This is a genomic window from Actinoplanes sp. NPDC049265 (assembly GCF_043197135.1).
Classification (GTDB): Bacteria; Actinomycetota; Actinomycetes; order Mycobacteriales; family Micromonosporaceae; genus Actinoplanes.
This window is the reverse complement of record NZ_JBICSP010000014.1, coordinates 208,458-235,204: the sequence shown is the minus strand read 5'-3', so window position 1 is coordinate 235,204 and position 26,747 is coordinate 208,458. Positions and strand designations below refer to the sequence as shown.

Sequence of the window (26,747 nt, the reverse complement as noted above, 5' to 3'; positions counted from 1 at the left end):
CAGTGAGGGCAGGGCAGCCGATGTACCGGAAGATCGCTAGCGAGCTTCGAGAGAAGATTCAGTCTGGCGAGCTCCCGCCCGGGTCGCTGCTGCCCACCCAGCAAGAGCTATCCGAGCGATACGGCGTAGCCCGCATGACTACACGCCAGGCCGTGGCGGAGCTGATCAACGAGGGCCTGGTCGTCAGCCACCAAGGACGCGGCGTTACGGTGCGTGACCGCCAGCAGATGGTCTATCGGCCGCAGGACGGGTGGGAAGCCCCGACAAGCCCGACGATGGATCGCTTCACTGCCGCTTTCACGCGACATGGACGGAACCCGTCCATGGAAATTGAGATCGCGGTCGTCAAGGCTGACCCGCTAGTCGCTGAGCGACTCGGGATCGAGCTGGGCTCCAAGGTGGTCGCGCGAAAGCGCATCATTTCCCTCGACGGCGAGCCCTTCCACATCAACGACACCTACTACCCCTACGCGCTGGTGCACGACACCGAGATCATGGACCCCGCCGATATCCCCGGCGGAAGCAACTACGTGTTGGCCGAGCGCGGGTACCGTGAGCGGTACGCCATCGATGAGTTTTTCGTCCGCATGCCGACGCCCGATGAGATCGGCCGTTTGCGGCTCAGCGCAGGGACACCCGTCGCGATGCACGTCGTAACAGGTTTCACGGCAAGCGAGGAACCGGTTCGGTGTGACGTCTTCGTCTTACCCGGTGACCGACACGTGATCATGTACGAGCGGATCCACCCGATCGATGACCAAGGGCGCCCCATCGGGAGCACCGGGAGAAGTCACTCGTGACCCTGGTCATAAGGGCTGCGCGAGAATCCGACCGAGACATCGTCGCCGGCCTGTGGAACGGTGCTTCCGCGTGGCTCCGACAGTTGGGCCAAGATCAGTGGCAATACCCGGTCAAGCTCGACGGGATCGAGGCAGCGATAGAGGCAGGAACCTGCTGGCTGATCGAGCAACCCCCATATGTCACCGTCGCGACGGTGACGCTTGACCGTTTCGCCGACCCACGCCTCTGGCTACCGGAGGACAAGCCGGAAGACGGTCGGTACGTCCATCGGCTGGTCGTGAGCCGCGACGCCGGCATCCGTCACCTGGGCTCCGCAGTCCTCGACTGGGCCAGTATGCGCACAGAAGCAGCGGGAGCCCGCTGGCTACGTCTCGATGCGTGGACCAGCAACACCCAGCTGCACAAGTACTACCTGGAACACGGATTTCACCTGGTTCGGACGGTGCAGGCACCGGGCATTCCATCCGGCGTACTGTTCGAGCGCCGAGCCAGAGTAACGCTCGGCCTAGGTCCGGCCATCCGAGAGCTCACTGAGGACGGCTGAACACGCCGCAGCCCGGTGAGAACTTTCTATACGTCTTCAAGGCGGCCCTTCGGGCCGCACGCCGCAAGGGTTCTGCCGGCCGACCGCGCCTTGCCGCTTCGCTCACGGCGCGGCCCGGCAGTCCTCGCTGCGGCTACCGGGAGACGCGAAAGAGCCTCGATCATCCGCCGAGGATGATCGAGGCTCTACAAACCGGCTCTTTCGATCGTCGCTAGACGCAGCCGTCGATCTTGGTGTAGCGCCCGGAGTCGCTGTCGGACAAGGCCGCGTGGGTGAAAACCCGAACTTCTTGCTCTGTCCGAGCCCGGTATTCGAGACCTCCCCCGACCCAACGAGTCCAGAACCCTTCCCCATCGCTGAAGGTCAGAGCAGTCGGCACGGCGTCCGAGATTCCCGCCTGCTGAAGTGCTGGACCCAGAAGCGATAGCGAAAGCGTGGTGCACGGGGGAACGCTTGGCATCGTCACGTATATAACAGACCTGTCGGTCTTAAGGTAGTTGAAGCCGGCCGAGTAGAGTTCGCCGTTGGACGCGTTCCTCACATTAAGTGTCAAGTCAGCGGTGCTGGACCACCAAGTGACCTTCCGCGCGCTCTCGGACCTCCGGTTAGCCAGCTCCTCGGCCTTTTCCCTCCTCTCCGCGTTCATCGCGTTGATCTCCATCTGGTCCTTCACGATCTCCCGGGACTGCGCGGCGGACTGCGCCTTGAGCGCGTCGCTGGCAATCAGAGTCGATACAAGCGCAGCGCCCACGCTAAGGACCGAGGCGGTCGCCATCACCCAGTCGGGCGCACGACGCCGGACAGAATCCCGGATGGAGGAACGTTCGGCGGTCCGCTCAGCCTCAGCGGATGAGTAGCTTCGCGGAACGTAGAGCCCGTTCGGTCGCCGATGCCACGGCTCCGAGAGCTGCATTCTCTTCTTCATTTCACTTACCAAGGTAAATGGGTTCCGCAAGCGCTCGGAGGGCGGCATCACTGCGCCTCCGGCGGGCAGGGCCTCCGGCCCTACGACCCGGACAGGGCCTCCGGCGGCCGGGGCTCCGCCCCTGGACCCTGGGGTGCTCTGGGATGTCCCAACACCGGCGGGGAAGCATCGCGCACCGGAGGCCACCAGACCGCGCTCGGCTGGTCCAGGTCGTTCGTCCAGTGGGGCGCTCCACCTGGACCAGCCGAGCGCGGCCCGGCCGAGCGAGGCTTGCGCGACGGGATGCCCCACCAGGTTACTCGCGACGCCCGCCTGAAGGTCAAACCCGCGAACGACGGTCAAGATCGTTCGGCCCAACCAGGGCACAAACCCGCCGAGAAACCAACCGAAAACGATGACAATCGATGCCCACTGTTGAAGCAGGTCAGACGGCCGGTCACCGCCATCGCGCCAGGTCACGGCGAACGCACGGTTGGTTCGAGATGTACTACAACGTCTGACCCGTACGGTCATCGAAACGGCGGTCGCGCTCCCGGCGCGGCCGCCGTTCCGTCTGTCTTGATCAGTACCATCACTTCGGTGTACGAGCACGTCTCGGTCGTCATACCGACCACCGGCCGGAACTCGTCGCGAACGACGCTGGAGGCGCTCGCCCAGCAGGATCAGGCCCCGCCGTTCGAGGTGATCGTGGCGGTCGACGGCGGGCCCGCGCCCGACCTGAGCGGCGTCGCCCGGCACGCCGAGTGCACCGGCGTCGAGGTGGTCCGGCTGCCGGATCACCGTGGTGTGAGCGCGGCCCGGAACGCGGCGATCGAGGTGGCCCGCGGCGACCTGATCGGATTTCTGGACGACGACGTCGAGCCCGATCCGCGGTGGCTCACCGTTCTGGCGCGGGGGCTGGAAACCTTCGACGGCCTGGCCGGCCGGATCGTGGAGGACGTCGAGCCCGGGCCGCTCTCCCGACTCCGGCGGCTGGCCTTCGACAATCGAGACCGGGTCAACACGCGGGCCGGCGGGCCGGTCGACTATCTCAACGGCGGCAATTTCGGCGTACGGGCGGATCTCCTGCGGCGGGCCGGCCGGTTCGACGTACGGTTCGTCAAATCCCAGGACCGCGAACTCGCGCGCCGCATCGTCCGCTCCGGCGCGATCATCGGGTACGCGTCCGACCTGATCGTGCGGCACCGCGGCGACTACACCGTCGCGGGCCTGGTTCGCGGGCGTTACCGGGCCGGGCGGGCCGCTGCCACGATGGCGGCCGGAGGTGACCTGACCTCGGTCGGGCCGCGGACCGTCCGGGACACCTACGGCGCCGGTCTGGTCCGGCTCGCGTTTCGGCACGGCCTTCGGATCAGTGCGTACGCGGCATTGTCGATGACCGCTCATCGAGCGGGACGGATGAGGACGGTTGAAGGCACGCCTCAGGTGTCGTCCTGGCCGGACTCGTTGTCGTAGCGGTTGTAGACACCGCTCATCGCACCGTCGGGGTCGAGGTGCTGCAGGATCGCGTCGGCGATCTCGGTCAGCTGGGCGAGCTGCCGCGGGGTCAGAGGATCAATGACATGGGTACGCACGGTAGCGACGTGACCGGGTGCCGTCGCCTGCACCTTGGTCCAGCCCGCGTCGGTCAGCCGTGCGTTCGTGGCCCGCTTGTCCTGCGGGCATGGGAAACGCTCGACCAGGCCGCGGTCCTCGAGCCGCTGCACCACGTGGGACAGCCGGGGGAGCGTGGCGTTCGTCTGCCGGCCCAGCTCGGTCATGCGCAGCGTGCGGTCCGTCGCCTCGGAGAGCATCGCCAGCACGAAGTAGTCGAAGTGGGTCAGCTCGGCGTCGCGGCGCAGCTGCCGTTCCAGTACGCCGGGCAGCAACTCGACCACGGCGGCCAGCCGTACCCACGCGGCGAGTTGCTTCTTGTCGAGCCAGGGCGAGTCCATGGTCACATTCTCCCTCGAAAAGGTTGTAGCAACAACTCGCGTACGGCTATGGTGTTTGTTGTAGCGACAACCTATTGATCAGGGAGCGCATCATGAGCCACGTCACCATCCTCGGCACCGGCAACATGGGCCAGGCCATCGCCAACGTCGTCACCAAGGGTGGCAACTCCGTCGAGCTGTTCAACTCCTCCGACGTCGCCAAGCCGATCACCGGCGACATCGTGATCCTCGCGGTGCTCTACCCGTCGATCGCGAAGGTCCTGGAGGAGCGGGCCGACCAGCTCGCCGGCAAGATCGTCGTGGACATCACCAACCCGCTGAACTTCGAAACCTTCGACTCGCTGACCGTCCCGGCCGACGGCTCGGCCGCCGCCGAGATCGCCGCGAAGCTCCCGCAGTCCCGGGTCCTCAAGGCGTTCAACACCAACTTCGCCGCCACTCTGCACAATGGAACGGTCGGCACCGAGCCCACCACGGTCCTGATCGCCGGCGACGACACCGACGCCAAGGCGCTGCTGGCCGGCATCGTGTCGGCCGGTGGCCTGAAGGCGATCGACGCCGGTTCGCTGAAGCGGGCCCGCGAGCTCGAGGCGACCGCCTTCCTGCAGGTCACCCTGGCCGCCGGCGAGAAGGTCGGCTGGACCGGCGGCTTCGCCGTCATCGCCTGACCGCCCGGCGAGCCTGTGGACAGCGCCCAAAGTTGTCGTACCCGGCCGCTACTTTGACGCCCACCCAGTGCCGGGGTGGGGGAGGGGGCGGCCCGCCGCGACGCTCAAGATCATCCAGGCCGGCCGGTGTCGACTTCGGCCGGTGCGGGGCTGTAGGCGCGGCGGGATGGCGCCGGCTTCGACTGAGGCGGGGTTGTGGGCGTGGCGGGGTGGCGCCGGTTTCGGCTGGGGCTGGGTTGTGGGCGTGGCGGGGTGGCGCCGGTTTCGGCTGGGGCGGGGTTGTGGGCGCGGCCGGATCGCGGAGGGGGCGATCCGGCCGCGAAGTCGCGTTAGGCGCCGAAGAAACTCAGGGTCGCCTGGGTGAAGACGTCCGGCGTCTCCTCCGGCACGTAGTGCCCGCATTCCGGCACCACCAGGTCGGTGACGTCCGTGGCCACCCGGCGCACGTCGGCCGCCACCCCAGCGCCACGGGACGTCGCGCCGCCGATCGCCAGGACCGGCATCGGCAGCGGAGTGCGGGAGCGCTCCAGGTTCTGGGCGATCGTGATGTCCAGGGCCCGGTAGTACTGGAAGCTCGCGTGCAGCGCCCCGGGCCGGCGGAGGGCGTCGACATACACGCCGACCACCTCGGGCGGCATGGTCGACGGCGTGGCGCCCTTCACCGCGAACTGGTCGCCGAAGTAGACATCCTCGCGGCCCTCGACCAGCCGCTCGTTGACCGACGGCAGGCGGTTGAACATGAAGTGCCACATCTTCTCGACCGGGGGATTGGCCGTGGGCAGGGCGCCGGGGTCGGTGGACAGGCCGGGCAGGGCGGCTTCGGCCAGGACGAGCTGGGTGACGCGGCCGGGGTGGTCGGCGGCCAGGGCGTACGCGATCATCATGCCGACGTCGTGACCGATCAGCCGGAACCGCTCGTGGCCCAGCAGGGTCATCAGCCGGGCCAGGTCGCCGCCCGCCGTGGCGCTGTCGTAGCCGTCCTCGGGCATGTCCGAGCCGCCGACGCCGCGCGGGTCCACCGCGATCACCGAATAGTGCTTGGCGTACGCGGGCATGACCTTGCGCCACTGCCACCAGAACTGTGGCCACCCGCCGACCAGCAGTAGCGCCGGACCGGATCCGCCGGTGACCGCGTGCAGGGAGATGTCGCCGAGGTCGTAACGCTCGCTGCGGAACTGGTCGGCGAACCCCTCGGGGAGGCCGGGCACCTTGTCGACGGTGACGTCCATGGGTTTCCTTTCGAAGTTGCTGAACCACCTAAGCCGGTTCCGAGACCGTAGCGTAGACGATAGCGAACCGGCTAGGGTGGTTCCGTGTTCGAGATCCAGCAACCTCTGTCGCTGCTGTTCACCAAGACGGCCCGATTCCGGCTCGAGCCGGCGCCGCGGGAGCAGCTGCGCGATCCCTCGGACCTGACCGCCTGGCTGGCCGCCGCCGGGCTGAGCGCGCCCGGGTCGCGGGTGAGTGACGAGCTGCTGCGGGAGGCGCGCGAGCTGCGGGAGGCGATCTACCGGTCGGCGCGCGCGGTCGCGGAGGCGGCAACGGTCCCGCCCGACGACCGCGACCTGCTGAACGCGTGGGCCGACCGGCATGACGCGGTACGCGTGCTCGGCGACCACGGTGCCGGCTGGCGCTTCCCGCCGGCGCACGCGGCCCGGTCGGCGCTCGCGATCGTGGCCGTCGACGCGGTGGACACCGTCGGCGGGGCCAGGGACGGGACGATCAAGGTGTGCGAGGGGGAGGGCTGCGTCGCGGTCTTCCTGGACAACAGCCGAGGTCGGTCACGCCGCTGGTGCTCGATGGCCACCTGCGGCAACCGCGCCAAGAAGGCCGCCATGCGCAACCGCGCCGAGTAGGGCCGGGCTCAAACGATGCCGAATAGGGCCGCGCGCCCAGCCGTGCCGAGTAAGGCCGAGCCCACCCGCGTTGAATGAAGCCGGGCTAAGCCGCGCTGAGTAAAGGCGGCGCTGAATGAAGCCGGGCCAAGCCGCGCTGAGTAAAGGCGGCGCTGAATGAAGCCGAGCTAAGCCGTACTGAGTGAAGGCCGCGCTGTATAAAGCGGGGCCAAGCCGTACTGAGTAAAGGCCGCGCTGAATGAAGCCGGGCCAAGCGCGCCGAATGAGGCCGGGCTCAGCCGCGAGCGTCCAGCGCCTGCCGGTAGAGCCGCCCGGCACGATACGAAGACCGCACCAGCGGCCCGCTCATCACCCCGGCGAAGCCGATCGCCTCAGCCTCGGCCTGCAGCTCGATGAACTCCTCAGGCTTGACCCAGCGCTCCACGGGGTGGTGCCGCGGCGTCGGCCGCAGGTATTGCGTGATCGTGATGATCTCGCAGCCGGCGTCATACAGGTCGCGCAGCGCCTGGGACACCTCGGCCCGCTCCTCGCCCATGCCCAGGATCAGGTTGCTCTTGGTGACCAGGCCGGCGCCCCGGGCCGACGTGAGCACGCCCAGCGAGCGCTCGTAACGGAAACCGGGGCGGATGCGCTTGAAGATGCGCGGCACGGTCTCGACGTTGTGCGCGAGCACCTCGGGCGCCGCGCCGAAGACCTCGGCCAGCTGGGTCTCGTCGGCGTTGAAGTCGGGGATCAGCAGCTCGACGCCGCAGCCGGACTGGAGCTTGTGGATCTGGCGGACGGTCTCGGCGTAGAGCCAGGCGCCGCCGTCGGGGAGGTCGTCGCGGGCGACGCCGGTGACCGTGGCGTAGCGCAGGCCCATGGTGGCGACCGACTCGCCGACCCGGCGGGGCTCGTCGGCGTCGAACTCGGCCGGCTTGCCGGTGTCGATCTGGCAGAAGTCGCAGCGCCGCGTGCACTGGTCGCCGCCGATGAGGAACGTGGCCTCGCGGTCTTCCCAGCACTCGTAGATGTTGGGACAGCCCGCTTCCTGGCAAACCGTGTGCAGACCCTCACGCTGCACCAAACCACGCAACTGTGTGTACTCCGGGCCCATCTTCGCCTTGACCTTGATCCACGGAGGCTTCCGTTCGATCGGAGTCTCGGCGTTGCGCGCTTCGATGCGCAGCATGCGGCGGCCCTCGGGAGCGATAGTCACAAAGCCGAGGTTACGCCGGATCGCGGCAGCGTTGGCCTTTGGGCGACGTGGCTCACGTGACTGGCGGTGTGAGTGCCCTCACGTGACACGTGTAAACCCGCTTTGCCGGGGAGTCGCCCCCTGTTAACGTCCGGTCCATCGGCTGTGACGGAACCAAGTACCGCCTCGATCACGCCGGCCGAGAGAGCCGCTCGACTGCTGTGAGTGCGGCCCGGCGCCGAGGTGGGAAGACACTCCTGAGCTGCGGCAACACCAAGAGGCGCCGAAAGGCGCGAAGGTGTGGTGGCACCGCGAGGATCCCGCTCGCCCACACCTCCCTGGGGCAGCACCAGAGGAGGTACCAATGCAACGCATTCTTTCCACCGAATTGCCGATGCACCCCGGCGAACAGGTCACTATCGCCGGGTGGCTGCACCGCCGCCGAATTCTCAAACAGGTCGCTTTTCTGATCGTCCGCGACGCCGCCGGGCTCGCCCAGGTTGTCGTCACCGACCCGGCCACACGCGCGGAGATCGAGGCGATCTCCGAGGAGAGTGTGATCGAGGTGACGGCCAAGGTCAGCGTCAACGCGGCGGCTCCGGCGGGGGTCGAGCTCATTTCGCCACGGGTACGCGTACAGAGCGCTGTGTCCGTACCCCTGCCTCTCGAACTGCACCGCCCGGAACTCACCGCGACCCTGCCCACCCAGCTGGACCACGCCGCTCTCGCCCTGCGCCACCCCACGCGGTCGAGAGCGGTGAGGGTGGCCGCCGCGGCGACCGAGGGTTTCCGGTCGGCGCTGGCGGCACAGCGGTTCGTCGAGATCCACACGCCCAAGATCGTGGCGTCGGCGACCGAGTCCGGCGCCAACGTCTTCGCTCTCGACTACTTCGGCCGGCCCGGCTATCTGGCCCAGTCGCCGCAGTTCTACAAGCAGATGATGGTCGGGGTGTTCGAGCGGGTCTTCGAGGTCGGCCCGGTGTTCCGGGCCGAGCCGCACGACACCGGCCGGCACCTGGCCCAGTACACGTCACTGGACGCCGAGCTCGGCTTCATCACCGACCACCGGGACGTGATGGCGGTGCTGACGTCGGCGCTGGCCGGGATGGCGGCGGCGGTCGAGCCGTGGGCTGCCTTGGAAACACCGAGTGAGATCCCGGCGGTGCACTTCACCGAAGCGCTGAAGATCGCCGGGGCTCCGGAGGACGAACCGGACCTGGCGCCGGCGCACGAGCGGGCCGTCGGCGCGTGGGCGAAGGAGAAGCACGGTTCGGAATTCGTGTTCGTCACCGGTTACCCGATGGCGAAACGTCCCTTCTACACCCATCCCGACCCGGCCGACCCGCGCTACTCGAACGGCTTCGACCTGCTCTTCCGCGGGATGGAGCTGGTCACCGGCGGGCAACGGCTGCACCGGTACGAGGACTACGTGACAGCCCTCGACGGTGACGTCGAGCCGTACGCGGGCTATCTCGACGCCTTCCGCTACGGCATGCCCCGGCACGGCGGCTTCGCGATCGGCCTGGAGCGCTTCGTCGCCCGCCTGCTGGAGGCGCGCAATGTCCGCGAGGTCACCGCGTTCCCCCGCGACCTGCACCGGATAGCGCCCTAGGCCGGCCGGACAAACGCCTCAGAGCAGTAGCAGGACGGTGGTCCCGATGACCACGGCCAGCGGGATCACCGTCATGCTCAGGAAGATCGCCCACGAGATGCCGTGGGCGTAGTTCAGCGTCACACCGCCGCCCGGCCGCGGGATGAACACGCGCGGGTCGGTCGGATCCTTCTCGAAGGCCATGCTCTAGGTAAGCAGAGTGGGCAGGTGACGCTCGACCACGGGCTGCACCTCGGCCACCGTGACGTCGCGGCCCAGCTCCCAGGAGAGCGAGGTGACGCCGGCGTCGCGGATGCCGCACGGCACGAACCGGTCGTAGTTCGACAGGTCGCAGTCGCAGTTGATGGCGAAGCCGTGCTGTGTCACGCCCCGGGCCACCCGGATGCCGATCGCGGCGATCTTGCGGTCGGGCCCGCGGTCGTCCGCGCGTACCCAGACGCCGCTGCGCCCTTTGATCTCGACCCGGGTCGCGGTCACGCCGAACTCGGCGCAGACGTCGATCAACATCTGTTCGGTCCGCCGGACGTACGCGACCACGTCGATCGGGTCGGGCAGCCTGAGGATCGGGTAGCCGACCAGCTGACCCGGACCGTGCCAGGTGATCTTGCCGCCGCGGTCGACCTCGACCACCGGGGTGCCGTCGAGCGGGCGGTCGGCCGGCTCGGTGCGCTTGCCGGCGGTGAGGACGCTGGGGTGCTCGAGCAGGAGGACGGTGTCGGGCTGCTTGCCCTCGGCGACGGCCTCGTGGATGCGGCGTTGCTCGTCCCAGGCCTCGCGGTAGTCGACGAGGCCGGGCCGCAGAATGGTGAGCGTCGGGCTGGTCACGCCGCCAACGCTACTCCGGCCGCCGCGGGTGGTCATCGGCCTCCTCCATCCGCTTCCCGTGGAGCGCGCGAAGCGAGTCGAGCGCGACGGCGGTGAGAACGGCGCGGCCGACACCGGCGCGGCCGAGCAGCTCCATCCCCCGGGTGACGGCGACGAAGTAGACCGCCAGCGATTGCACGTTGGCGTCCTCGGGGAGATCCCCGTTCTCCCGTGCGTGTTCCAGGCATTGACCGTAGATCCCGGCGAGCTCTTCGATGCCGGCCTTGGTGGCCGTCGAGAGCGGATCCTCCTCGCCGGTCGATTCGACCAGTGCCCGCGTGGTCAGCGAGACCCGCCGATCACCGCTGCTGAACTCGATCGCCATCCGGAGCATGTGACCGCGGATCAGTTCCAGCGGCGAAGCGTCGTCGTGTCCGAGCGCTTCGGTGACGGCGCGGGTCGCCTCCTCCCGATCCTCGGAAAGGGCCCGGAAGAACAATTCCCGCTTGCCGCCGAATGCGTTGTACAGGCTCTGTTTGCCCAGACCGGTCGCCCGCACCAGGTCATCCAGCGTCGCGGCGGCGAGGCCGTGCACGGCGAACACCTCGCCGGCGCTGCTGACGACGTCGCTCTCGACGAACTTGCGGGGACGAGGCATGTGAGCCAGCTTACGTTATTGACTGTACGGTCAAAAACCCTGTTAGCTTGGCCGTCATGACGAGTAACGAAGAGGTTGTCCGCGAGGCCTACCGGCTGGCGGAAGGGAACGCCCTCGACGCCGGCGGTTTCCGCGCCCTGTTCACCGAGGACGGAACATTCAACGACATCCCGAATTCACTGACCTTCCGCGGGGACCAGATTCCGCAGGCGGTGAACGGCTTCGCCGGCGTCTTCCCCGACGTCCACCGGGAACTGCTCGAAGTGCATGCGCTCGGTGACGTCGTCGCCGTCGAACTCCGCATTCAGGGAACGCATCGCGGCGCATTCCCGACCCCGGCCGGCGAAATCCCGCCGACCGGTAACCGTATCGACGTACCGACGGCGGATCTCTGGTTTCTCCGGAACGGAAAAATCGAACGGTTCGACTGCTACAACTCGGCGAACGTGCTGCTCGCTCAAATCGGGGCCGACCCCGATTTCAAGTCGGCGATCGTGGCCGTCACGGGAGCATGAATCGTGTATCAGATCAAGACCTATACCCTGCGCACGACCGGAGCGCTTCACCAGTACGCCACCGTGCACTGGCCGCGGCACATCGTCGGCATGCCCAAGTTCGGTGTCACCGTGCACGGCTTCTGGACCGATGACCAGGCCGGAGCGCACCGTCTGATCGCCCTGATCTCGTTCCGGGAGGACGTCGACCCCGCCGAATTCCTCGCCGCCTACGGGGCCAGCCCCGAACTGGCGGCTGACATGCGGGGCTTCGACGTCAGCGACATCCTCGGTGTCGAGGACCTGCTGCTCGACCCGGTCGCCGGATCGCCGCTCACCTGAGCGGTGGGCCCTACTGCCCGGGTGTGACCGGGTCGACGCCGGGGCGGATGCGCCAGAACAGCACGTCGTCGACGCGTTCGGGCTCGCCGAACAGATCACGGGCGGTCAGCTCGATCGCCGCCCGGAATTCCGGACCGTCCGCGCCGGTCACCCGGTCGGCCAGGAACAGGCCCTGGATGTTCCAGTGGGCCAGATCCTCACGGGCCCGGATCCGGTCGGCCTCGGTGACCTGCGGGACCTCGCCGTACCGGCCGGCCCGGGCCAGCAGCCAGTCGGTCCAATGCCAGCGGGCGCCGATCTGCCCGGTGCCGTCGTGCCCGCCCGGCCCGAGGAAATAGCCGTCGGGGATGCGGAACTGCTTGCCGCCCCGGGCCATCGTGTACGCCTGCCAGCGCTGCGCGTCGGCCGACAGGTTGCTGGCGAACGGCAGCGAGCTCAGCGAGGCGTCGTCGTCCACGTACCGTTTCCAGGTGCCGTCGGCGATGAACTGCGGCTCGACCGCGCGTGTGGTCGTCAGCAGGGGCAAGGGCATGATCGGGACCAGAGCCACCGCGTACGCCGCTCCGAACGCGGTCTGTGCCGCCGACGGGATCGTCCGGTCGCGCAGCAGCAGATCGCCCAGCATGGCCAGCACCACGCCGAAGACGCCCACGAGCACCAGCGCGAACCGGGCCGGCAGGGCCGAGTCGAACAGCGGCAGATGGGCCAGGGCGGCGTACGGCAGCGGGATCGGCGTCTCCTGCTCGAAGATCTGCAGCCGCGGCCCCCAGGACAGCACCACGAAGGTGACCGCCACGACGATCAGCGCCCGCAGCGTCGCCCGCCGCCCGGCGTCGGCCCGTTTCCAGAGCGTGACCAGCCCGGCGATGATCAGCACGACCATCGGCAGCCCGAAGAACGACGTCTCCTCGGTCGGGTTCGGCGCCAGCCAGGCGCTGTCCAGCCCGGCCCAGCCGGCGAAGCTGCGCTCGGCGTAGCTCAGGTACGACGCCACGTCCTCGACGTAGTGGCGCTGGTTGAACCCGGTCCCGGAGAAGCTTTGCGGCCCCGCGAAATGCATGTACAGGGGGTACGCGAGGAGCGCGCCGGCCACCACCGCGGTGACACCCAAGCCCTTGAGCATGGTCGTGAGCGCGCCCCGCGCCTCGGCCCGGGTCGCCGGGGCCAGCGCCCACGCCGCCAGGAAGACCGCGCTGGCCAGGGCGGTGAAGAACAGCCCCTCGGCCGCGATCGAGAACCCGGCCGCGACCAGTAGGCCGAGGACCAGCCCGTTGCGGATCCAGCGGTCCTCGCGCAGCTTGAGCACCCACCACAGCACCAGCGGCGCGATCCAACCGGCGGACCAGTTCAGGTGGCCGTTGGCGTGCGACACGAAGCCGGGCGCGAACCCGCAGAACAGCCCGGCCACCGCGGCCACGCCCCGGCGGGTGGTGGCGTGGCGGAGCAGGAACAAATACCAGACGAACGCCGCTGCGGCCAGGTTCGCGGTCAGGATGATCACGAAGCTGACCTGCGGGCCGAGGAAGTGGCTGATCGGCGCCAGCGCCACGATGTAGACCGTGATGGAGGTGTTGGCGGCCAGGTTCACGCCGTCCGGCGCGTTCATCATGTCGGTGAAGAACGGGTCGGCGCCGTGGCTCAGCAGGTACCACCCATAGCCCAGCAGCCACTCGAAGAACGCCTGGTCGCCGGCGTTGCGCTGGAGCACTTTGCCGTACGGGTCGGCCCACAGCCCCTGGGTCACGTAGACCGCGACGGCCACCGACACGGCGGCCATGATCAGATGACCCGGCCACCGGCGGCGTACCGCGGACGGGGCGGCGGGCTCGGCGGGCGGGTCGGACGACTCGGCGGGCGCGGTGGCGGTGACGGACATCGGCTACAAGCTAACAGCCGCCGCCCCGTGATCAGGAAGCCGCGCTCGGCGTCTGGCCGACTGCCACCCGCAGGGCCGACTCCAGGGTCGGGTGGTTCCACCGGAATCCGGCCCGGCTCAGCACCCCGGGCATCACCCGCTTGCTGCCCAGCGCCTCCTCGGCGAAGCCGCCCAGCGCGATCTGCAGCGCGAACCCTGGCACGAAGGTCACCGCCGGCCGGTGCAGCACGCGGCCCAGGGTCTCGGCGAACTCGGCGTTGGTCACCGGCTCGGGCCCGACGACGTTGACCGGCCCGCTGATCTCCTCCTGGTCCAGCAGGAACTCGACCGCGCGCAGCCAGTCCTCCAGCGAGAGCCAGGGCAGGTATTGCCGGCCGCTGCCCAGCCGGCCGCCCAGCCCGGCGCGGAAGATCGGCATCTGCGGCTTGAGCAGGCCGCCGTCCTGGTGCAGGGGGAGCCCGCTGCGGAGCAGGACGACGCGCGTGCCGGCGTCCTCGGCCGGCCGGGCCGCCGCCTCCCACACCCGCACGACGTCGGCCAGGAAGCCGCGGCCGGCCGGCGAGTCCTCGGTGACCCGGCGGTCGCCGGTCTCGCCGTACCAGCCCTCGGCCGAGCCCTGCAGCAGCGTGCGCGGCCGGTCGGCCGCGGGGAGGTGCTTGATCGCGCGCGCGATGGTCCCGGTCGTGTCGACCCGGCTGGAGCGGATGACGCTGCGGTACGCCGCGGTCCACCGCTTGTCGCCGACCCCGGCCCCGGCCAGGTTGATCACCGCGTCGGCCCCCGCCACCAGGGCGGGGTCGAGCTGCCCCTGCGACGGCGACCAGGTCGCTTCATCCGTCGACTCGGCGGGCCGCCGGACCAGTCTGGTGACGTCGTGCCCAGCCTCTCGCAGCCGCTTCGCGAGCGGGACGCCGAGGAAACCGGACGCACCGGCCATGAGGATCCGCATGATCCCCATGATGCCCCTTGTCGAACAGGTTCAAAACTGAGTTGGATGGCTTCGCTTCGCTCCGCGCGCGATCGCCCCCAGAATGCCGATGAGATGGCCACGATTTCCGATATCCGCGAACCCGGCGGGCATCAGAAATCGCGACCATCTCACCGACGGGGCGATCGCGTGGGGCTAGCTCAATTCAGCCTCGAAGGCGCCGCTCTCGAGGCGCTGCTTCATCGTGGTGAGGAAGCGGGCGGCGTCGGCGCCGTCGACGATGCGGTGGTCGTAGCTCAGGGCCAGGTACATCATCGAGCGGGGCACGATCAGCTCGCCCAGGTTGGGGTCGTCGACGACCACGGCCCGCTTGACCACCGCGCCGGTGCCGAGGATGCCGACCTGCGGCTGGTTGATGATCGGGGTGTCGAACAGCGCGCCCCGGCTGCCGGTGTTGGTCAGCGTGAACGTGCCACCGGACAGCTCGTCGGGGCTGATCTTGTTGTTGCGGGTGCGGTCGGCCACGTCGGCGATCCGCTTGGCCAGCCCGGCCAGGTTGAGGTCGCCCGCGTCCTTGATCACCGGGACGATCAGGCCCCGCGGGGTGTCGACCGCGATGCCCAGGTGCTCGCCGTCGTGGTAGGTGACCGTGCCGGCCTCCTGGTCGATCGACGAGTTGACCGCCGGGTGCTCCTGCAGTGCCTCGACCGTGGCCAGGGCCAGGAACGGCATGAAGGTCAGCTTGACGCCGTGCTTGGCCTGGAAGTCGGCCTTGGCCTTCTGCCGCAGCTGGGCGATCTTGGTGACGTCGACCTCGACGACCGTGGTGAGCTGGGCCGAGGTCTGCAGCGACTCGACCATCCGCCGGGCGATCACCGCACGCATGCGGGTCAGCTTCTCGGTGCGGCCGCGCAGCGGGCTCGGTGCCGCCTTCGGCGCCGGTGCCTGAGCGGGCGCGGAGGCCGGGGCGGACGACGCGGCCGGAGCCGGCTTGGCCGCTTCGGCCTTCGCCGCCGCCGCTTTGTCGGCGGCCTCGATGACGTCCTGCTTGCGGATCCGGCCGCCGACGCCGGTGCCGGTCAGCGAGGACAGTTCCACGCCCTTCTCGGCGGCCAGCTTGCGGACCAGCGGCGTGACATAGCCGGCGTCGCCGGAGCCACCGTTGGACGACGACGCCTGCGCGGCCGGAGCGGGGGCGGACGGTTGCTGCACCGGCTTGCCCTGCTCCACCTCGGGGGTCGGGCCGGCGTAGGACTCGCCGGCCTCCGACACCTGCGGGGCCGGTTTCGACTCGACCTTGGGCGCCTCGGCCTGCTGCGGCGCGGGGGCGGGAGCCGACTGCTTGGGAGCCTCCTGCTTGGGAGCCTCCTGCTTCGGTTCGGGCTGCGACGGCGCCGGGGCGGACGACCCGCCCGACGACGGGGTGCCGATGATCACCAGGTCGGCGCCGACGTCGGCGGTCTCGTCCTCCTGAACCTTGATCTCCAGGACGGTGCCGGCCACCGGCGACGGGATCTCGGTGTCGACCTTGTCGGTGGAGACCTCGAGCAGCGGCTCGTCGACCTCGACGGAGTCGCCGACCTGCTTGAGCCAGCGGGTGACGGTGCCCTCGGTGACGCTCTCGCCCAGCGCCGGCATCTTCACCGGGGTGCCCTCGCCGCCACCGCCCGAGCCATCCGGCGACGACGTCGCGTCACCGCCCGAGCCGCCCTGCGACGAGGCGTCGGCGGACGGCTGCTCCTGCTCGGCCGGCTGCTCCTCGCGGTGGCTCGCCTCTTCCTGGGCCAGCGGCGGCTCGTCCTCCTGTTCCTGCTGCGACTGGGCGGGGGCCGGGGCGGAAGAGCCCGCGTCCTCGTCCTCGCCGGAGATCACGGCCAGCTCGCTGCCGACATCCGCGGTCTCGTCCTCACCGACGACGATGCGGGTGAGCACGCCTGCGGCGGGGGAGGGGATCTCGGTGTCGACCTTGTCGGTGGAGACCTCGAGCAGCGGCTCGTCGGCCTCGACCCGCTCGCCCTCCTGCTTCAGCCAGCGCGTGACGGTGCCCTCGGTGACACTTTCACCCAGCCGCGGCATGGTGACCGATGTCGGCATGTTCTGTGACTCCTAACCAGTGCTTGCGGGTGGATGAAATCAGGCGTGAGCGTGCAGGGGCTTGCCCGCGAGCGCGAGGTGCGCCTCGCCGAGCGCCTCGTTCTGCGTCGGGTGGGCGTGGATGAGCTGGGCGACCTCCTCCGGGAAGGCCTCCCAGTTGTAGATCAGCTGCGCCTCGCCGACCTGCTCGCCCATGCGGGCGCCGATCATGTGGACGCCGACGACCGGCCCGTCCTCGACCCGGACGAGCTTGACGAAGCCCGCGGTCTTGAGGATCTGGCTCTTGCCGTTGCCGCCGAGGTTGTAGTTGTACGACTTGACCTTGTCGGCGCCGTACTTCTCCTTGGCCTTGGCCTCGGTGATGCCGACCGACGCGATCTCGGGGTCGCAGTAGGTGACCCGGGGGATGCCCGCCTCGTCGATGACCGCCGGGTTGAGGCCGGCGATCTCCTCGGCCACGAAGATGCCCTGGGCGAAGCCGCGGTGCGCGAGCTGCAGGCCGGGGACGATGTCGCCGACGGCGTAGATGTTGCCGACGCCGGTGTGCAGGCGCTCGTTGGTGATCACGAAGCCGCGGTCGAGGGTGACGCCCTGCTCCTCGTACCCCAGGTCCTTGGTTGTCGGCCCACGACCGACCGCGACCAGCAGTACCTCGGCCTCGATGGTCTCGCCGCCCTGAATCGTGGCCCGCACGCCGTTCTCGGTGTGCTCGACCTTCTCGAACGGCTTGCCGACCTTAAAGTTGATCTTACGCTTGCGGAACGCCCGCTCGAGCGCCTTGGAGATCTCTTCGTCCTCGGCCGCCACCAGCCGGGGCAGCGCCTCGAGGATGGTCACGTCGGCTCCGAAGGACTTCCACACGCTGGCGAACTCGACGCCGATCACGCCGCCGCCGAGCACGATCGCGGAACTGGGCACGCGGTCGAGCTTGAGGGCGTGCTCGCTGGCGATCACGCGCTTGCCGTCGACCTCGAGGCCGGGCAGCGAGCGGGAGTAGGAACCGCTGGCCAGGATCACGTTGCGGCCGGTGTAGCGCTTGCCGTCGACCTCGACGGTGTCCTTGGCGACGAGCTTGCCGTGGCCGGGGATCACGGTGATCTTCTTGTTGGTGGTGAGCATGCCGGTCAGGCCCTTGAAGAGCCGGCCGACGACACCGTCCTTGTACGAGTTGACGCCGGCCATGTCGATGCCGACCAGGTCGGCCTTGACGCCGAACTGCTCGCTCTCGCGGGTCTGGTCGGCGATCTCGGCGGCGTGCAGCAGCGCCTTGGTCGGGATGCAGCCGCGGTGCAGGCAGGTGCCGCCCAGCTCGGCCTTGTCGATCAGCGCCACGGTCAGATCAAGCTCGGCGGCGCGGAGCGCGGCGGCGTATCCACCGCTGCCCGCCCCGAGGATCACGATGTCGAATGTTCCGCCGTCTGGCTGGCTCACGGTCAACTCCCTAAGCATCGTTCCGCTGCGGGTCACACAAACGAAACGGTCACAGTCGTCCTGGCCATCTTGTCACTTGCGCACGCGGTCGATGCACTCAGGTGCCCAACGACATGCGCACGCAAAGTACGCTTGTGGCTAAAGAACGTGAGGAGGGCTCGGTGGCCTGGTTCCGCCGGCGCAGGGAGCCGGGTCGTACGACCGATCGTGGTGCGGATCGTGCTGGTTTGGAGCACCTCGCCGATTTTGTCCGATCCCGTCGTGGCGTCGAAGGCTTCATCGAGCCGCGGACGACGGTGACCGAGACCACGTTGTTGCTCGTGGCACACGACGGCGAGTGGACCCGTCGCCGCGTCGACTCGCCCGAGACCGCCCGCCGCTTCGCCCACCAGCTCGCCATGCCGGTGTACGACGTGAAGCTGATGGGCTACCCCCAGCGCATGCGCGACTACAACGCAAGGAAGAAGGCCGAGTAGTACGGCGTCGCTGCGCTCCGCGAGCGTGCGCCCCTGATGCCGATGAGATGACCCACCGCTTACTGTCGCCCGCAACGCCGCGGGCGCCAGCGAACGGCGCGCCGTCTCATCGACGGGGCGCCCGCGGGTACCGTGAGATAAGTGGTTAGCCAAGCTAAAGAACGGCGATTCATCGCGCCGCTGCTGCTCGGGTCGGCACTGAACCCGATCAACAGCTCGATGATCGCCACCGGGCTGGCCGCGATCGCCGCCGACTTCCGGGTCGGGCCCGGCGCCGCCGCGCAACTGGTCTCGGTGCTCTACCTGTGCAGCGCTGTCGCCCAGCCCACGATGGGCAAGCTGGCCACCCTCTTCGGACCCCGGCGGGTGTTCCTCGCCGGCGTGACGATCCTGCTGGCCGGGGGACTGCTCGGCGGCTTCGCCCCGAGCTTCGAGGCGCTGCTGGTCGCCCGGGCGCTGATCGGCATCGGTACGTCGGCCGGCTACCCGACCGCGATGGCCCTGGTCCGCCGCCGCGCCGACCGGCTCGGAACGGGCGTACCCAGCCGTACCCTCGGCAATTTCTCCATCGCCGCCCAGGTCACCATCGTCGTCGGCCTGCCCCTGGGCGGGCTGCTCAACGGGACCTTCGGCTGGCGCGGGCTGTTCCTGGTCAACGTGCCGCTGGCGCTGATCACGCTGGCCGCCACCTGGTTCGCGGTCGAGCGGGACGAGCCGCTCCGGTCCCGCCGCGGCACGCTCGCCGCGCTCGACCTGCCCGGCATCGCCCTGTTCGCCGGGGCGATCGTCGCGCTGCTGCTGTTCCTCGGCGACCTGACCCACCCCCGGTGGTGGATCGCCGGCCTGGCCCTGGTGCTGCTGGCCGCCCTCGCCGGCTGGGAGCCGCGCGCCCCGGAACCGCTGATCGACCTGCCCATGCTCGGACGCAACGGTGCCCTGCAACGCACCTATCTGCGGCAGTTCCTGGCCGGGCTGGGCAACTACACCGCGCTGTACGGGGTCAGCCAGTGGATGGAGGAGGGCGCCGGCTACTCGTCGCTCGCGGTCGGCCTGATCATGCTGCCGCTGTCGGTGGTGAGCATCGGGCTGGCCCGGGTCGCGTCGTCCCGCGGCTGGGTGCGGTGGCCGCTGGTGGCCGGGGCGTCGGCGCTGATCGCCACGGCCGGCGTGATGCTGGCCGCCGGCCACGGCTCCGGGGTGGCGCTGATGCTGGCCATCTCGACGATGTTCGGGGTGGCCAACGGCTTCAGCAACGTCGCCAACCAGGCGGCGCTCTACACGCAGGCGCCGGGGGAGCGGATCGCGGTGGCGGCCGGCCTCTACCGGACCGCCAACTACCTGGGCGCGATCTTCTCGGCCAGCGTGATCGGGCTGAGCTTCGGGGCGCGGGTCGACGACGCCGGCTTCCACCGCGTCGCCTGGATCGTGATCGGCATCGGGCTCGCCGCCCTGGCCATGCCCCTGCTCGACGGCACCGTCCCCACCACAGTCAAAGACAGTGGTAGCCCCGAGCGCCGTCCGGGCCGCGAATAGCGCCCAGCGCTACCACTCGGGAAGCGCCCGCTCAGCCGTTGGCGGCGGCGATCGCCCGTCGATCAGATGGCCCGGGTTTTCTGACGCCCGCGGGTTTGCGGGCGGCAGAAAACCCCGAGTCATCTCATCGGCCTATCGGGGCGATCACCCACGGAGCGGAGCGGAGTCAGCAGCAATGTCGTCGATCAGGGCGAGGAAGGTGCGGACGGGCACCCCGGTGCCGCCCTTCGTGAGATAGCCGCTGGGCTCGCCCGAGTTGAACGCCGGCCCGGCCACGTCGATGTGCGCCCAGTCGACACCCTCGGCCACGAACTCGCGCAGGAACACGCCACCCTGCAGCATGTGGCCGGCCCGGTCCATCGAGCTGTTGGTCTGGCAGATGTCGGCGATCTCCGACTCCATGCCCTTGCGCACCTCGTCCGGTAGCGGCATCGGCCAGGCCGGCTCGCCGACCGACTCGCCCGCCGCCTTGACCCGCTCGCAGGTGGCCGGGTCGCCCATCACGCCGGCGATCCGCTTGCCCAGCGAGATCACCTGCCCGCCGGTCAGCGTCGACGTCTCGAACAGGTAGTCGGTGCCGTCCTGGCAGGCGCGGGCGATCGCGTCGGCCAGCACCATGCGGCCCTCGGCGTCGGTGTTCAGCACCTCGACCCGCTTGCCGTTGAACATGGTGATCACGTCGCCGGGCCGGTACGCCGTACCCGACGGCATGTTCTCGGCCATGGCCAGGTAACCGGTGACCGCGATGCCGGGCTCGAGCGCGGCCACCGCCAGCATGGTCGCGCCGACCGCGGCGGCGCCGGCCATGTCCGACTTCATCTCCCACATGCCGGCGGCCGGCTTGATGCTGATGCCGCCGGTGTCGAACGTGATGCCCTTGCCGACCAGGGCCACCCGCTTGGGGTCGGTCACGCCGGCCGGGGTGTAACTGAGCTTGACCAGGCGCGGACCGGCGGCGGAACCCTGGCCGACCGCGACGATTCCCCCGTACCCACCGGCTTTGAGCTCGTCGAAGTCCAGCACCTCGACCTGCAGGCCGGTGCCCTCGGCCGCGGCCACCACCGCGTCGGCGAACGCCGGCGGGCGCAGGTTGTTGGGCGAGGCGTTCACCCAGTCGCGGGTCTGCCGGACGGCGGCCGCCACGATCGAAGCGCGCGAAACCTCGGACCGGGCCGGCTCGTCGGCCGCGTCGGGCACGTGCACCTGCAGCGCCGACACCGGCTCGCGGCGGCCGGGCTGCGGCTTGGTCTTGTAACCGGCGAACCGGTACGACCCCAGCAGCGCACCCTCCAGGATCGCCCGCAGCACGCCGGGCGCGTCCGCGTCGTCGGGCACCGGCAGGGCCAGCGCCACCGTCTCGCTGCCGGCCAGCGCCCGCACCACCGCACCGGTGCCCCGGCGCAGCGTCTCGGGGGCCGGCGCCGAACCCGACGGCTCGTCGCCCAGCCCCACGGCCACCACCAGCGGCGCGGTGATCGTGCCGAGCGTGGCCAGCTTGGTCACCTCACCCGGCGAGCCGGTCGCCCCCAGCAGGGCCAGCGTCGACGTCAGCTTGCCGTCGAACGCGGCCGCGATGCTCTCGGCGCCGGCCGCGGGCAGCAGCGCACCGCCCTCGTCGGGCTGGCTGTGCAGGCCGATCACGATGGCATCGACGGCGAGTTCGGCGGGATCGGTGTCCACCAGGCTGAGACGGGGCTGGGTCACGCGGGCTCTCCGGGAAGTCGGGAGCCGGTGTCGCCTGTGGGCGGCGCCGGCGCTGGCGAGGCTCGGCGCGGTGCGGCCGGGCCCTGAGTGCTCAGGCGACTCTAACCGGCACGGTGATCACGGGTAAGTTGACTCCATGCTCCAGCACTCGCCCTTACACGAACGGCACCTCGGCCTCGGCGCCAAGCTCGCGGAATTCGGTGGCTGGGAAATGCCGCTGGAGTACGCCGGGGGTGGCGTCATCAAGGAGCACACGGCCGTGCGTACCCAGGCCGGGGTCTTCGACGTCTCGCATCTGGGCAAGGCGCGGGTGGCCGGTCCGGGCGCGGCCGAGTTCGTCAACCGCTGCCTGACCAACGACCTGGGCCGGATCGGGCCGGGCAAGGCGCAATACACCATGTGCTGCGACGAGTCCGGTGGCGTGGTCGACGACCTGATCGCCTATCTGTTCGGCGCGGACGACGTGTTCCTCATCCCCAACGCGGCCAACACGGCCGAGGTGGTGGCCCGGCTGCGGGCCGCCGCGCCCGAGGGCGTCACAGTCACCGACGAGCACACCGGCTACGCCATTCTGGCCGTGCAGGGTCCGGCCGCCGAGGACGCGGTCCGCGCGCTCGGCCTGCCTGTCGGCCACGAGTACATGTCGTTCACCGCCCAGGACCGCATCGTGGTGTGCCGCACCGGCTACACCGGCGAGCAGGGCTACGAGCTGGTGGTGCCCTGGGACGAGGCCGGCCCGCTGTGGGACAGGCTGATCGCGGCCGGGGTGCGACCGTGCGGGCTCGGCGCGCGCGACACCCTGCGTACCGAGATGGGCTATCCGCTGCACGGCCAGGAGCTGAGCCTGGACATCACCCCGGTGCAGGCGCGCGCCGGCTGGGCCGTCGGCTGGTCCAAGCCGGCCTTCTGGGGCCGGGACGCGCTGGTCAAGGAGAAGGCGGACGGTCCGCGGCGGGTCCTGCGCGGACTCGAGCTGACCGGCCGGGGGATCCCCCGGGGACACATGCCCGTGTACGCCGGTGAGCACGCGATCGGCCTGACGACCAGCGGGACCTTCTCCCCGACAAAGAAGGTGGGCATCGCCCTCGCTCTGATCGACAACTCCGCCGGCCTCTCCGACGGCGACACCGTGGAGATCGACATCCGCGGCCGCCGCGCCGAGGCGCGACTGGTCAGGCCGCCGTTCGTTGACACCTCTGTGCGATGACCTGATCGGCGTGGCGACCTATGCTCGGGGGGTGAGCAGTGACCAGGGCCGATGCGCCGGGCACGTCTGTCTCGCCTTCGACAACCGTGCCGGGCTGGAGCAACGCGCCCGGGACTTCCTGGCCGCGGGCGAGGCGGCCGGCGAGCTGACCAGGTTCGTCGCCGCCGACCGGCCGGCCCTGCCGCTCCCGTTCCTGGCGTTGGGCGAGCGCTACCCGGACGGCGCCGTCATCGACCCCCGGGCCCAGGTCGCGGTCTACGCGGCGGCGACCGAGGAAGCGGTGGCGACCGGTTACACCGGCCTGCGGGTGGTGGCCGACGTCACCCCGCTGGTACGCACCCCGGCCCAGCGCGACGCCTTCGCCCGCTACGAATTCCTCATCGACCGCTACATCCCGGATCATCGGTACACCGCCATGTGCGCCTACGACCGCACCGAGCTCGGCGACGACGTGATCGCCGAGCTCGCCTGCATGCATTCCCGGGCCGACGCGACAGTCCCGTTCCGGCTGCACGCGTGCCCGCCGGCCGACGGCAGCGCCGCGCTCACCGGCGAACTCGACCTGACCGCCCACGACCTGCTCACCACCACCCTGGCCCGGGCTGACCTGCCGCCCGCCGGCGAGGTGGTGCTGCAGGCGCGTGGCCTGCGGTTCGCCGACCACGAGGCGCTGCTGCGGATCCAGCGGTTCGCCGACGACCACGACACCACGATCGTGCTCCGCGGGGCCAGCGGCGGCCTGAAACGTCTCGCCGACCTGCTCGACCTGTCCCGTCTGCGTGTCGAGGCCACCCGATGAGAACTGGCGCCGCCGCCGGCCACGAGGGTTACTACCACGAGGCCGTCTACTACTCGTCCGACGACGAACTGCTGTCGGTGCTGGTCCCGTTCCTCAGCGAGGGCAGCGAGGCGGGCGAGCCGACCATCGTGGCGCTCGGTGAGCGCAACGCCACCCTGGTCCGGTCGGCGCTGCCCGCCCGGTCCAGGGTCGAATACCTGACCGGCGGGGCCGTCTACGCCCGGCCGACCGCGGCCATCCGCTCGTACCGGCGGCTGCTGGCCGGCCACCTCGCCGCCGGGGCGCCGCAGATCCGCATCATCGGCGAGCTGCCCGCCTCGGCGTTCGGCGCCACCTGGGACTGGTGGACGCGCTACGAGTCGGCCATCAATCACGTCTACAACGACTTTCCGCTGTGGAGCATGTGCGCGTACGACCGGCGTACCACGGCCGAGGACCAGCTGGCCGAGATCGCCCGCACCCACCCGCGTACCGCGTGCCCCGACGGCACCCACCCGATCTCCACCGCGTACGTCGAACCGGTCACCTACCTCAGCGAACCCCGCACCGAGGCCGCCGACCCGCTGCAGGCGGCGCCGCCGCTGGCCGACCTGCCCGAGCCCACCCCGGCGTCGGCGCGGGCGGCGATCCGGTCGGCCAACGCCGGTGCCGTCATCGGCGACGACGACCTGGAAGATCTGATCGTCGCGGTCAGCGAGGCGGTCACCAACGCCCTGGTCCACGGCCGGGCGCCGGCCACCATGCGGGTGTGGGCGGGCGACGGCCGCATCGTGGTCACCATCACCGACGCCGGCCCCGGCCCCAAGGACCCGTTCGCCGGCCTGATGCCGGCCACCGACCGGGCCACCGGCGGCCGTGGACTGTGGATCGTCCACCAGTCCTGCAACTATGTGACCGCGGTGTCCTCCCCGGACGGTTTCACCCTCCGCCTCACCGCCGGCAACCCGGGTTGAGCCCGCCCACATGAGGGCCGGCGCCACGGCGACGGCCCTCGCTCGCCCGGATCGACGGCGGCTGGTGACGCCGGGGCGGTGATCAGGACCGGCGCATGGTCCGCCGGTCAGCGGGGTGCGGTCCCGGCCGCGGTCATGCTGGTCCGGCCGGCCGTCGTGCCGGTGGCGCCGGCCGGCTGGGTGAACGGCTGGGGCGCGTCGGAGCAGATCTTGCCGGCCGCGGGCGGCTTGCCGGTCAGCAGGTAGGTGTCGACCGCGGTGGTCACGCAGGTTCCGCTGCCGTAGGCCGTGTGGCCCCAGTTGTTGCTGGACAGCAGGCGGGAGTTCGGGAGCAGCTTGCTCGACGACACCGCGCCGGCGTAGTTGGTGACCGGATCCAGGAAGGTGCCGACGACCAGGACCGGCGCGGCCGTGCGGCGGTTGAACGGTCCGGTGTAGGCGTCCTCGTCGCGTACCGTCCAGCTGTTGCGGGCGCACTGCGGCTCGTTCCAGCCCCAGAGCCGGCCGAAGTGGAGCGCCTGCCGGTCGACGCGGGCCACCGCGGCCGGGTAGACGCCCGCGTCCGCCGGGTGCAGCGCATCGGTGCAGGTCACGGCGCTCAGGGCTTCGGTGCTGTTGTCGTAGGCGTCCGCGTCCCCGGTGTCGGCCACCGTCGCCTCCGTCGCTGCCTTCGCCTCGGCCGCCAGGCGCTGGCTGATCGGGTCGGTGGAGCCCCCGTCGAGCGCCGACCGCACGTCGGCCGCCAGCTGGGTCACGCCAGTGACGTCGGCGATGTTGTGCGACAGCAGCCCGCCGATGGCCTCGTTGATGAAGTCCGCGTACGTGAACGGGACTGGTTCCTCGCCGCCGGTCAGCTCCAGGGGCTTCGCCTGCAGCCGTTTCGCCACCGTGTCGAAGTTCCGCACCGGGTCACCGGCGGCGAAGGCGCACTTCGTCTCGCCGGCCCGGTCGCAGCGCTTCAACAGCTCGACCAGCGCGCCGTGGGCGCCGGCGCCCGCGCGCAGCCGCTCCTCCATGATCTGCTTCGTGTTGCCCACCCAGGCCGTCGGGTCGATCACGCCGTCGACGGCGACGGCGCGGACCCGGTCCGGGAACATGTTGGCGTAGTACTGGCCCAGCACGGTGCCGTAGCTACGGCCCAGGTAGCTGAGTTTCGCGTCGCCGACCGCGCGGCGCAGCACGTCCATATCGCGGACGACCTCGGCGGTGGACATCGCGCCGGTGATCGCCGGGCCGTTGGCCGAGCAGGCCGCGCCGAACGTCTTCGCACCCTTGACGAACGCCTTTTCCTGGGTCGCGCCGAACGGGAAGATGACGTCCTGGTAAGCGAGGGCCGCGGTCTGCTCCTCGACCGAGGCGAAGCAGCGGACCTGGGTGCTTCCGCCGATGCCGCGCGGATCGAATCCGACGACGTCGAAGCGATCGAGAACACCGGCGCTCAGATAGGACGGGGCGTCGAGTGCGAATTGCGTGCCGGGCAGGCCCGGACCCCCGGGGTTGATAAACAGACTGCCAATTTTGCGGCTCGGATCCTTTGCTTTGATCTTCAGCACCGCGAGGTCGACGGAGGCGCCACGTGGCTGATCGTAGTCAAGCGGCACCTGCACGGTGGCGCATTCGGCCGTGTCGTTGCACGGCACCCAGTTCAGCTTCGGTGTCGGCACCGAGTCAACCCGGGCTTTCTCGGCCCGGCCGGTGACATCGGAGGTCGGCTGGGTGGCCGCGTCCGCCCCGACCATCACGGCCGCGGCTGAAGCGAAAACCACCCCGGCCAACGTCGCGATCAGCAGTTTTCGCTTTCTGGACGGCATGAGGGGGCCTTCTTCCGAGAATGACCGCGCCGGTCGCGATCATTCCTGAAAAACGTCGGCCCGGCGGAATTGTTCAGCTCCGCTTCCTTAACTTGTTCTTAGCGGCGGAGCGTCCTGATC

The 26,747-nt window shown here is 69.9% G+C and carries 26 protein-coding genes; 13 read left to right on the top strand and 13 right to left on the bottom strand.

What is annotated here, in order from left to right:
• Window positions 1-20 precede the first annotated feature (20 nt).
• On the top strand, window positions 21-800 hold the full coding sequence (locus ACGFIO_RS30225) for a GntR family transcriptional regulator (RefSeq protein WP_392830982.1): 780 nt from the start codon (window positions 21-23) through the stop codon (window positions 798-800).
• Window positions 797-1,345, top strand: coding sequence for a GNAT family N-acetyltransferase (locus tag ACGFIO_RS30220; protein WP_392830979.1), 549 nt, complete (start codon window positions 797-799; stop codon window positions 1,343-1,345). Before ACGFIO_RS30225 ends, ACGFIO_RS30220 begins: the two co-directional genes overlap by 4 nt.
• A gap of 211 nt (window positions 1,346-1,556) precedes the next feature.
• On the opposite strand, the gene ACGFIO_RS30215 is transcribed toward ACGFIO_RS30220, so the two are convergent.
• On the bottom strand, window positions 1,557-2,270 hold the full coding sequence (locus ACGFIO_RS30215) for a hypothetical protein (RefSeq protein ID WP_392830977.1): 714 nt from the start codon (window positions 2,268-2,270) through the stop codon (window positions 1,557-1,559).
• Window positions 2,271-2,849: 579 nt separating this feature from the next.
• Here ACGFIO_RS30215 and ACGFIO_RS30210 point away from each other — a divergent pair.
• Complete coding sequence (locus tag ACGFIO_RS30210) at window positions 2,850-3,725, top strand: glycosyltransferase (protein ID WP_392830974.1); 876 nt, start codon at window positions 2,850-2,852, stop codon at window positions 3,723-3,725.
• Here the strand turns inward: ACGFIO_RS30210 and ACGFIO_RS30205 are convergent.
• The gene (locus tag ACGFIO_RS30205; protein WP_392830971.1) at window positions 3,692-4,204 is read right to left on the bottom strand and encodes a MarR family winged helix-turn-helix transcriptional regulator; all 513 of its coding nucleotides are present in this window, start codon (window positions 4,202-4,204) and stop codon (window positions 3,692-3,694) included. The genes ACGFIO_RS30210 and ACGFIO_RS30205 overlap by 34 nt on opposite strands.
• Window positions 4,205-4,296: 92 nt before the next feature.
• Between ACGFIO_RS30205 and ACGFIO_RS30200 the strand changes: the two genes are divergently transcribed.
• Window positions 4,297-4,872 (top strand): NADPH-dependent F420 reductase, encoded by a 576-nt coding sequence (locus ACGFIO_RS30200; RefSeq protein WP_392830968.1) that lies wholly within the window; start codon window positions 4,297-4,299, stop codon window positions 4,870-4,872.
• A 329-nt stretch (window positions 4,873-5,201) separates the two neighbouring features.
• Here the strand turns inward: ACGFIO_RS30200 and ACGFIO_RS30195 are convergent, their stop codons facing one another.
• Window positions 5,202-6,101, bottom strand: coding sequence for an alpha/beta fold hydrolase (locus tag ACGFIO_RS30195; RefSeq protein ID WP_392830967.1), 900 nt, complete (start codon window positions 6,099-6,101; stop codon window positions 5,202-5,204).
• 84 nt (window positions 6,102-6,185) lie between these two features.
• Here ACGFIO_RS30195 and ACGFIO_RS30190 point away from each other — a divergent pair, with 84 nt between their 5' ends.
• Window positions 6,186-6,728, top strand: a complete 543-nt coding sequence (locus ACGFIO_RS30190; RefSeq protein ID WP_392830964.1) for a CGNR zinc finger domain-containing protein — start codon at window positions 6,186-6,188, stop codon at window positions 6,726-6,728.
• 274 nt (window positions 6,729-7,002) lie between these two features.
• On the opposite strand, the gene lipA is transcribed toward ACGFIO_RS30190, so the two are convergent.
• A complete protein-coding gene (lipA, locus tag ACGFIO_RS30185; protein ID WP_392831068.1) occupies window positions 7,003-7,899 on the bottom strand; it encodes a lipoyl synthase in 897 nt (298 codons plus the stop codon).
• Between the two features lie 370 nt (window positions 7,900-8,269).
• Here lipA and aspS point away from each other — a divergent pair, with 370 nt between their 5' ends.
• Complete coding sequence (aspS, locus tag ACGFIO_RS30180; protein ID WP_392830961.1) at window positions 8,270-9,517, top strand: aspartate--tRNA(Asn) ligase; 1,248 nt, start codon at window positions 8,270-8,272, stop codon at window positions 9,515-9,517.
• An 18-nt stretch (window positions 9,518-9,535) separates the two neighbouring features.
• Here the strand turns inward: aspS and ACGFIO_RS30175 are convergent, their stop codons facing one another.
• The 3 genes from ACGFIO_RS30175 to ACGFIO_RS30165 are packed head-to-tail and all read right to left on the bottom strand — an operon-like array spanning window position 9,536 to window position 10,979.
• Window positions 9,536-9,700: a peptide ABC transporter substrate-binding protein gene (locus tag ACGFIO_RS30175; RefSeq protein ID WP_392830960.1), complete on the bottom strand. Its 165-nt coding sequence runs from the start codon at window positions 9,698-9,700 to the stop codon at window positions 9,536-9,538.
• A 3-nt stretch (window positions 9,701-9,703) separates the two neighbouring features.
• Window positions 9,704-10,378, bottom strand: coding sequence for a lipoyl(octanoyl) transferase LipB (gene lipB, locus ACGFIO_RS30170; protein WP_392830958.1), 675 nt, complete (start codon window positions 10,376-10,378; stop codon window positions 9,704-9,706).
• Window positions 10,353-10,979, bottom strand: coding sequence for a TetR/AcrR family transcriptional regulator (locus tag ACGFIO_RS30165; protein WP_392830955.1), 627 nt, complete (start codon window positions 10,977-10,979; stop codon window positions 10,353-10,355). Before ACGFIO_RS30165 ends, lipB begins: the two co-directional genes overlap by 26 nt.
• Before the next feature lie 56 nt (window positions 10,980-11,035).
• Here ACGFIO_RS30165 and ACGFIO_RS30160 point away from each other — a divergent pair, with 56 nt between their 5' ends.
• Together ACGFIO_RS30160 and ACGFIO_RS30155 are read left to right on the top strand one after the other, a co-directional pair.
• On the top strand, window positions 11,036-11,494 hold the full coding sequence (locus tag ACGFIO_RS30160) for an ester cyclase (protein WP_392830953.1): 459 nt from the start codon (window positions 11,036-11,038) through the stop codon (window positions 11,492-11,494).
• A 3-nt stretch (window positions 11,495-11,497) separates the two neighbouring features.
• A complete protein-coding gene (locus ACGFIO_RS30155; RefSeq protein WP_392830951.1) occupies window positions 11,498-11,815 on the top strand; it encodes a hypothetical protein in 318 nt (105 codons plus the stop codon).
• A 10-nt stretch (window positions 11,816-11,825) separates the two neighbouring features.
• On the opposite strand, the gene ACGFIO_RS30150 is transcribed toward ACGFIO_RS30155, so the two are convergent.
• The 4 genes from ACGFIO_RS30150 to lpdA all read right to left on the bottom strand — a co-directional run bounded on the left by ACGFIO_RS30150 (window position 11,826) and on the right by lpdA (window position 18,162).
• A complete protein-coding gene (locus ACGFIO_RS30150) occupies window positions 11,826-13,691 on the bottom strand; it encodes a DUF2079 domain-containing protein (RefSeq protein ID WP_392830949.1) in 1,866 nt (621 codons plus the stop codon).
• Window positions 13,692-13,722: 31 nt separating this feature from the next.
• A complete protein-coding gene (locus ACGFIO_RS30145; protein ID WP_392830946.1) occupies window positions 13,723-14,640 on the bottom strand; it encodes a TIGR01777 family oxidoreductase in 918 nt (305 codons plus the stop codon).
• A 174-nt stretch (window positions 14,641-14,814) separates the two neighbouring features.
• Window positions 14,815-16,713: a 2-oxoglutarate dehydrogenase, E2 component, dihydrolipoamide succinyltransferase gene (sucB, locus tag ACGFIO_RS30140; RefSeq protein ID WP_392830943.1), complete on the bottom strand. Its 1,899-nt coding sequence runs from the start codon at window positions 16,711-16,713 to the stop codon at window positions 14,815-14,817.
• Between the two features lie 39 nt (window positions 16,714-16,752).
• A complete protein-coding gene (lpdA, locus tag ACGFIO_RS30135; protein WP_392830941.1) occupies window positions 16,753-18,162 on the bottom strand; it encodes a dihydrolipoyl dehydrogenase in 1,410 nt (469 codons plus the stop codon).
• Window positions 18,163-18,305: 143 nt separating this feature from the next.
• Between lpdA and ACGFIO_RS30130 the strand changes: the two genes are divergently transcribed.
• The gene (locus ACGFIO_RS30130) at window positions 18,306-18,620 is read left to right on the top strand and encodes a hypothetical protein (protein ID WP_392831065.1); all 315 of its coding nucleotides are present in this window, start codon (window positions 18,306-18,308) and stop codon (window positions 18,618-18,620) included.
• A 141-nt stretch (window positions 18,621-18,761) separates the two neighbouring features.
• Window positions 18,762-20,153 (top strand): MFS transporter, encoded by a 1,392-nt coding sequence (locus tag ACGFIO_RS30125; RefSeq protein WP_392830940.1) that lies wholly within the window; start codon window positions 18,762-18,764, stop codon window positions 20,151-20,153.
• A gap of 144 nt (window positions 20,154-20,297) precedes the next feature.
• Here the strand turns inward: ACGFIO_RS30125 and ACGFIO_RS30120 are convergent, their stop codons facing one another.
• Window positions 20,298-21,857, bottom strand: coding sequence for a leucyl aminopeptidase (locus ACGFIO_RS30120; RefSeq protein ID WP_392830937.1), 1,560 nt, complete (start codon window positions 21,855-21,857; stop codon window positions 20,298-20,300).
• 136 nt (window positions 21,858-21,993) lie between these two features.
• Here ACGFIO_RS30120 and gcvT point away from each other — a divergent pair, with 136 nt between their 5' ends.
• Genes gcvT through ACGFIO_RS30105 form a run of 3 tightly spaced genes read left to right on the top strand, consistent with a single transcriptional unit; the run spans window position 21,994 to window position 24,816 of the window.
• Entirely contained in the window at window positions 21,994-23,064 is a 1,071-nt protein-coding gene (gene gcvT, locus ACGFIO_RS30115) for a glycine cleavage system aminomethyltransferase GcvT (RefSeq protein ID WP_392830934.1), read from the top strand.
• A gap of 31 nt (window positions 23,065-23,095) precedes the next feature.
• Window positions 23,096-23,863 carry an MEDS domain-containing protein gene (locus ACGFIO_RS30110; protein ID WP_392830931.1) on the top strand — a complete coding sequence of 256 codons (768 nt, stop codon included), beginning with the start codon at window positions 23,096-23,098 and terminating at the stop codon, window positions 23,861-23,863.
• Window positions 23,860-24,816 (top strand): anti-sigma factor RsbA family regulatory protein, encoded by a 957-nt coding sequence (locus ACGFIO_RS30105; RefSeq protein WP_392830929.1) that lies wholly within the window; start codon window positions 23,860-23,862, stop codon window positions 24,814-24,816. The genes ACGFIO_RS30110 and ACGFIO_RS30105 overlap by 4 nt, the downstream gene beginning before the upstream one ends.
• Before the next feature lie 107 nt (window positions 24,817-24,923).
• Here the strand turns inward: ACGFIO_RS30105 and ACGFIO_RS30100 are convergent, their stop codons facing one another.
• The gene (locus ACGFIO_RS30100; RefSeq protein WP_392830927.1) at window positions 24,924-26,627 is read right to left on the bottom strand and encodes an alpha/beta hydrolase; all 1,704 of its coding nucleotides are present in this window, start codon (window positions 26,625-26,627) and stop codon (window positions 24,924-24,926) included.
• Window positions 26,628-26,747 lie beyond the last annotated feature (120 nt).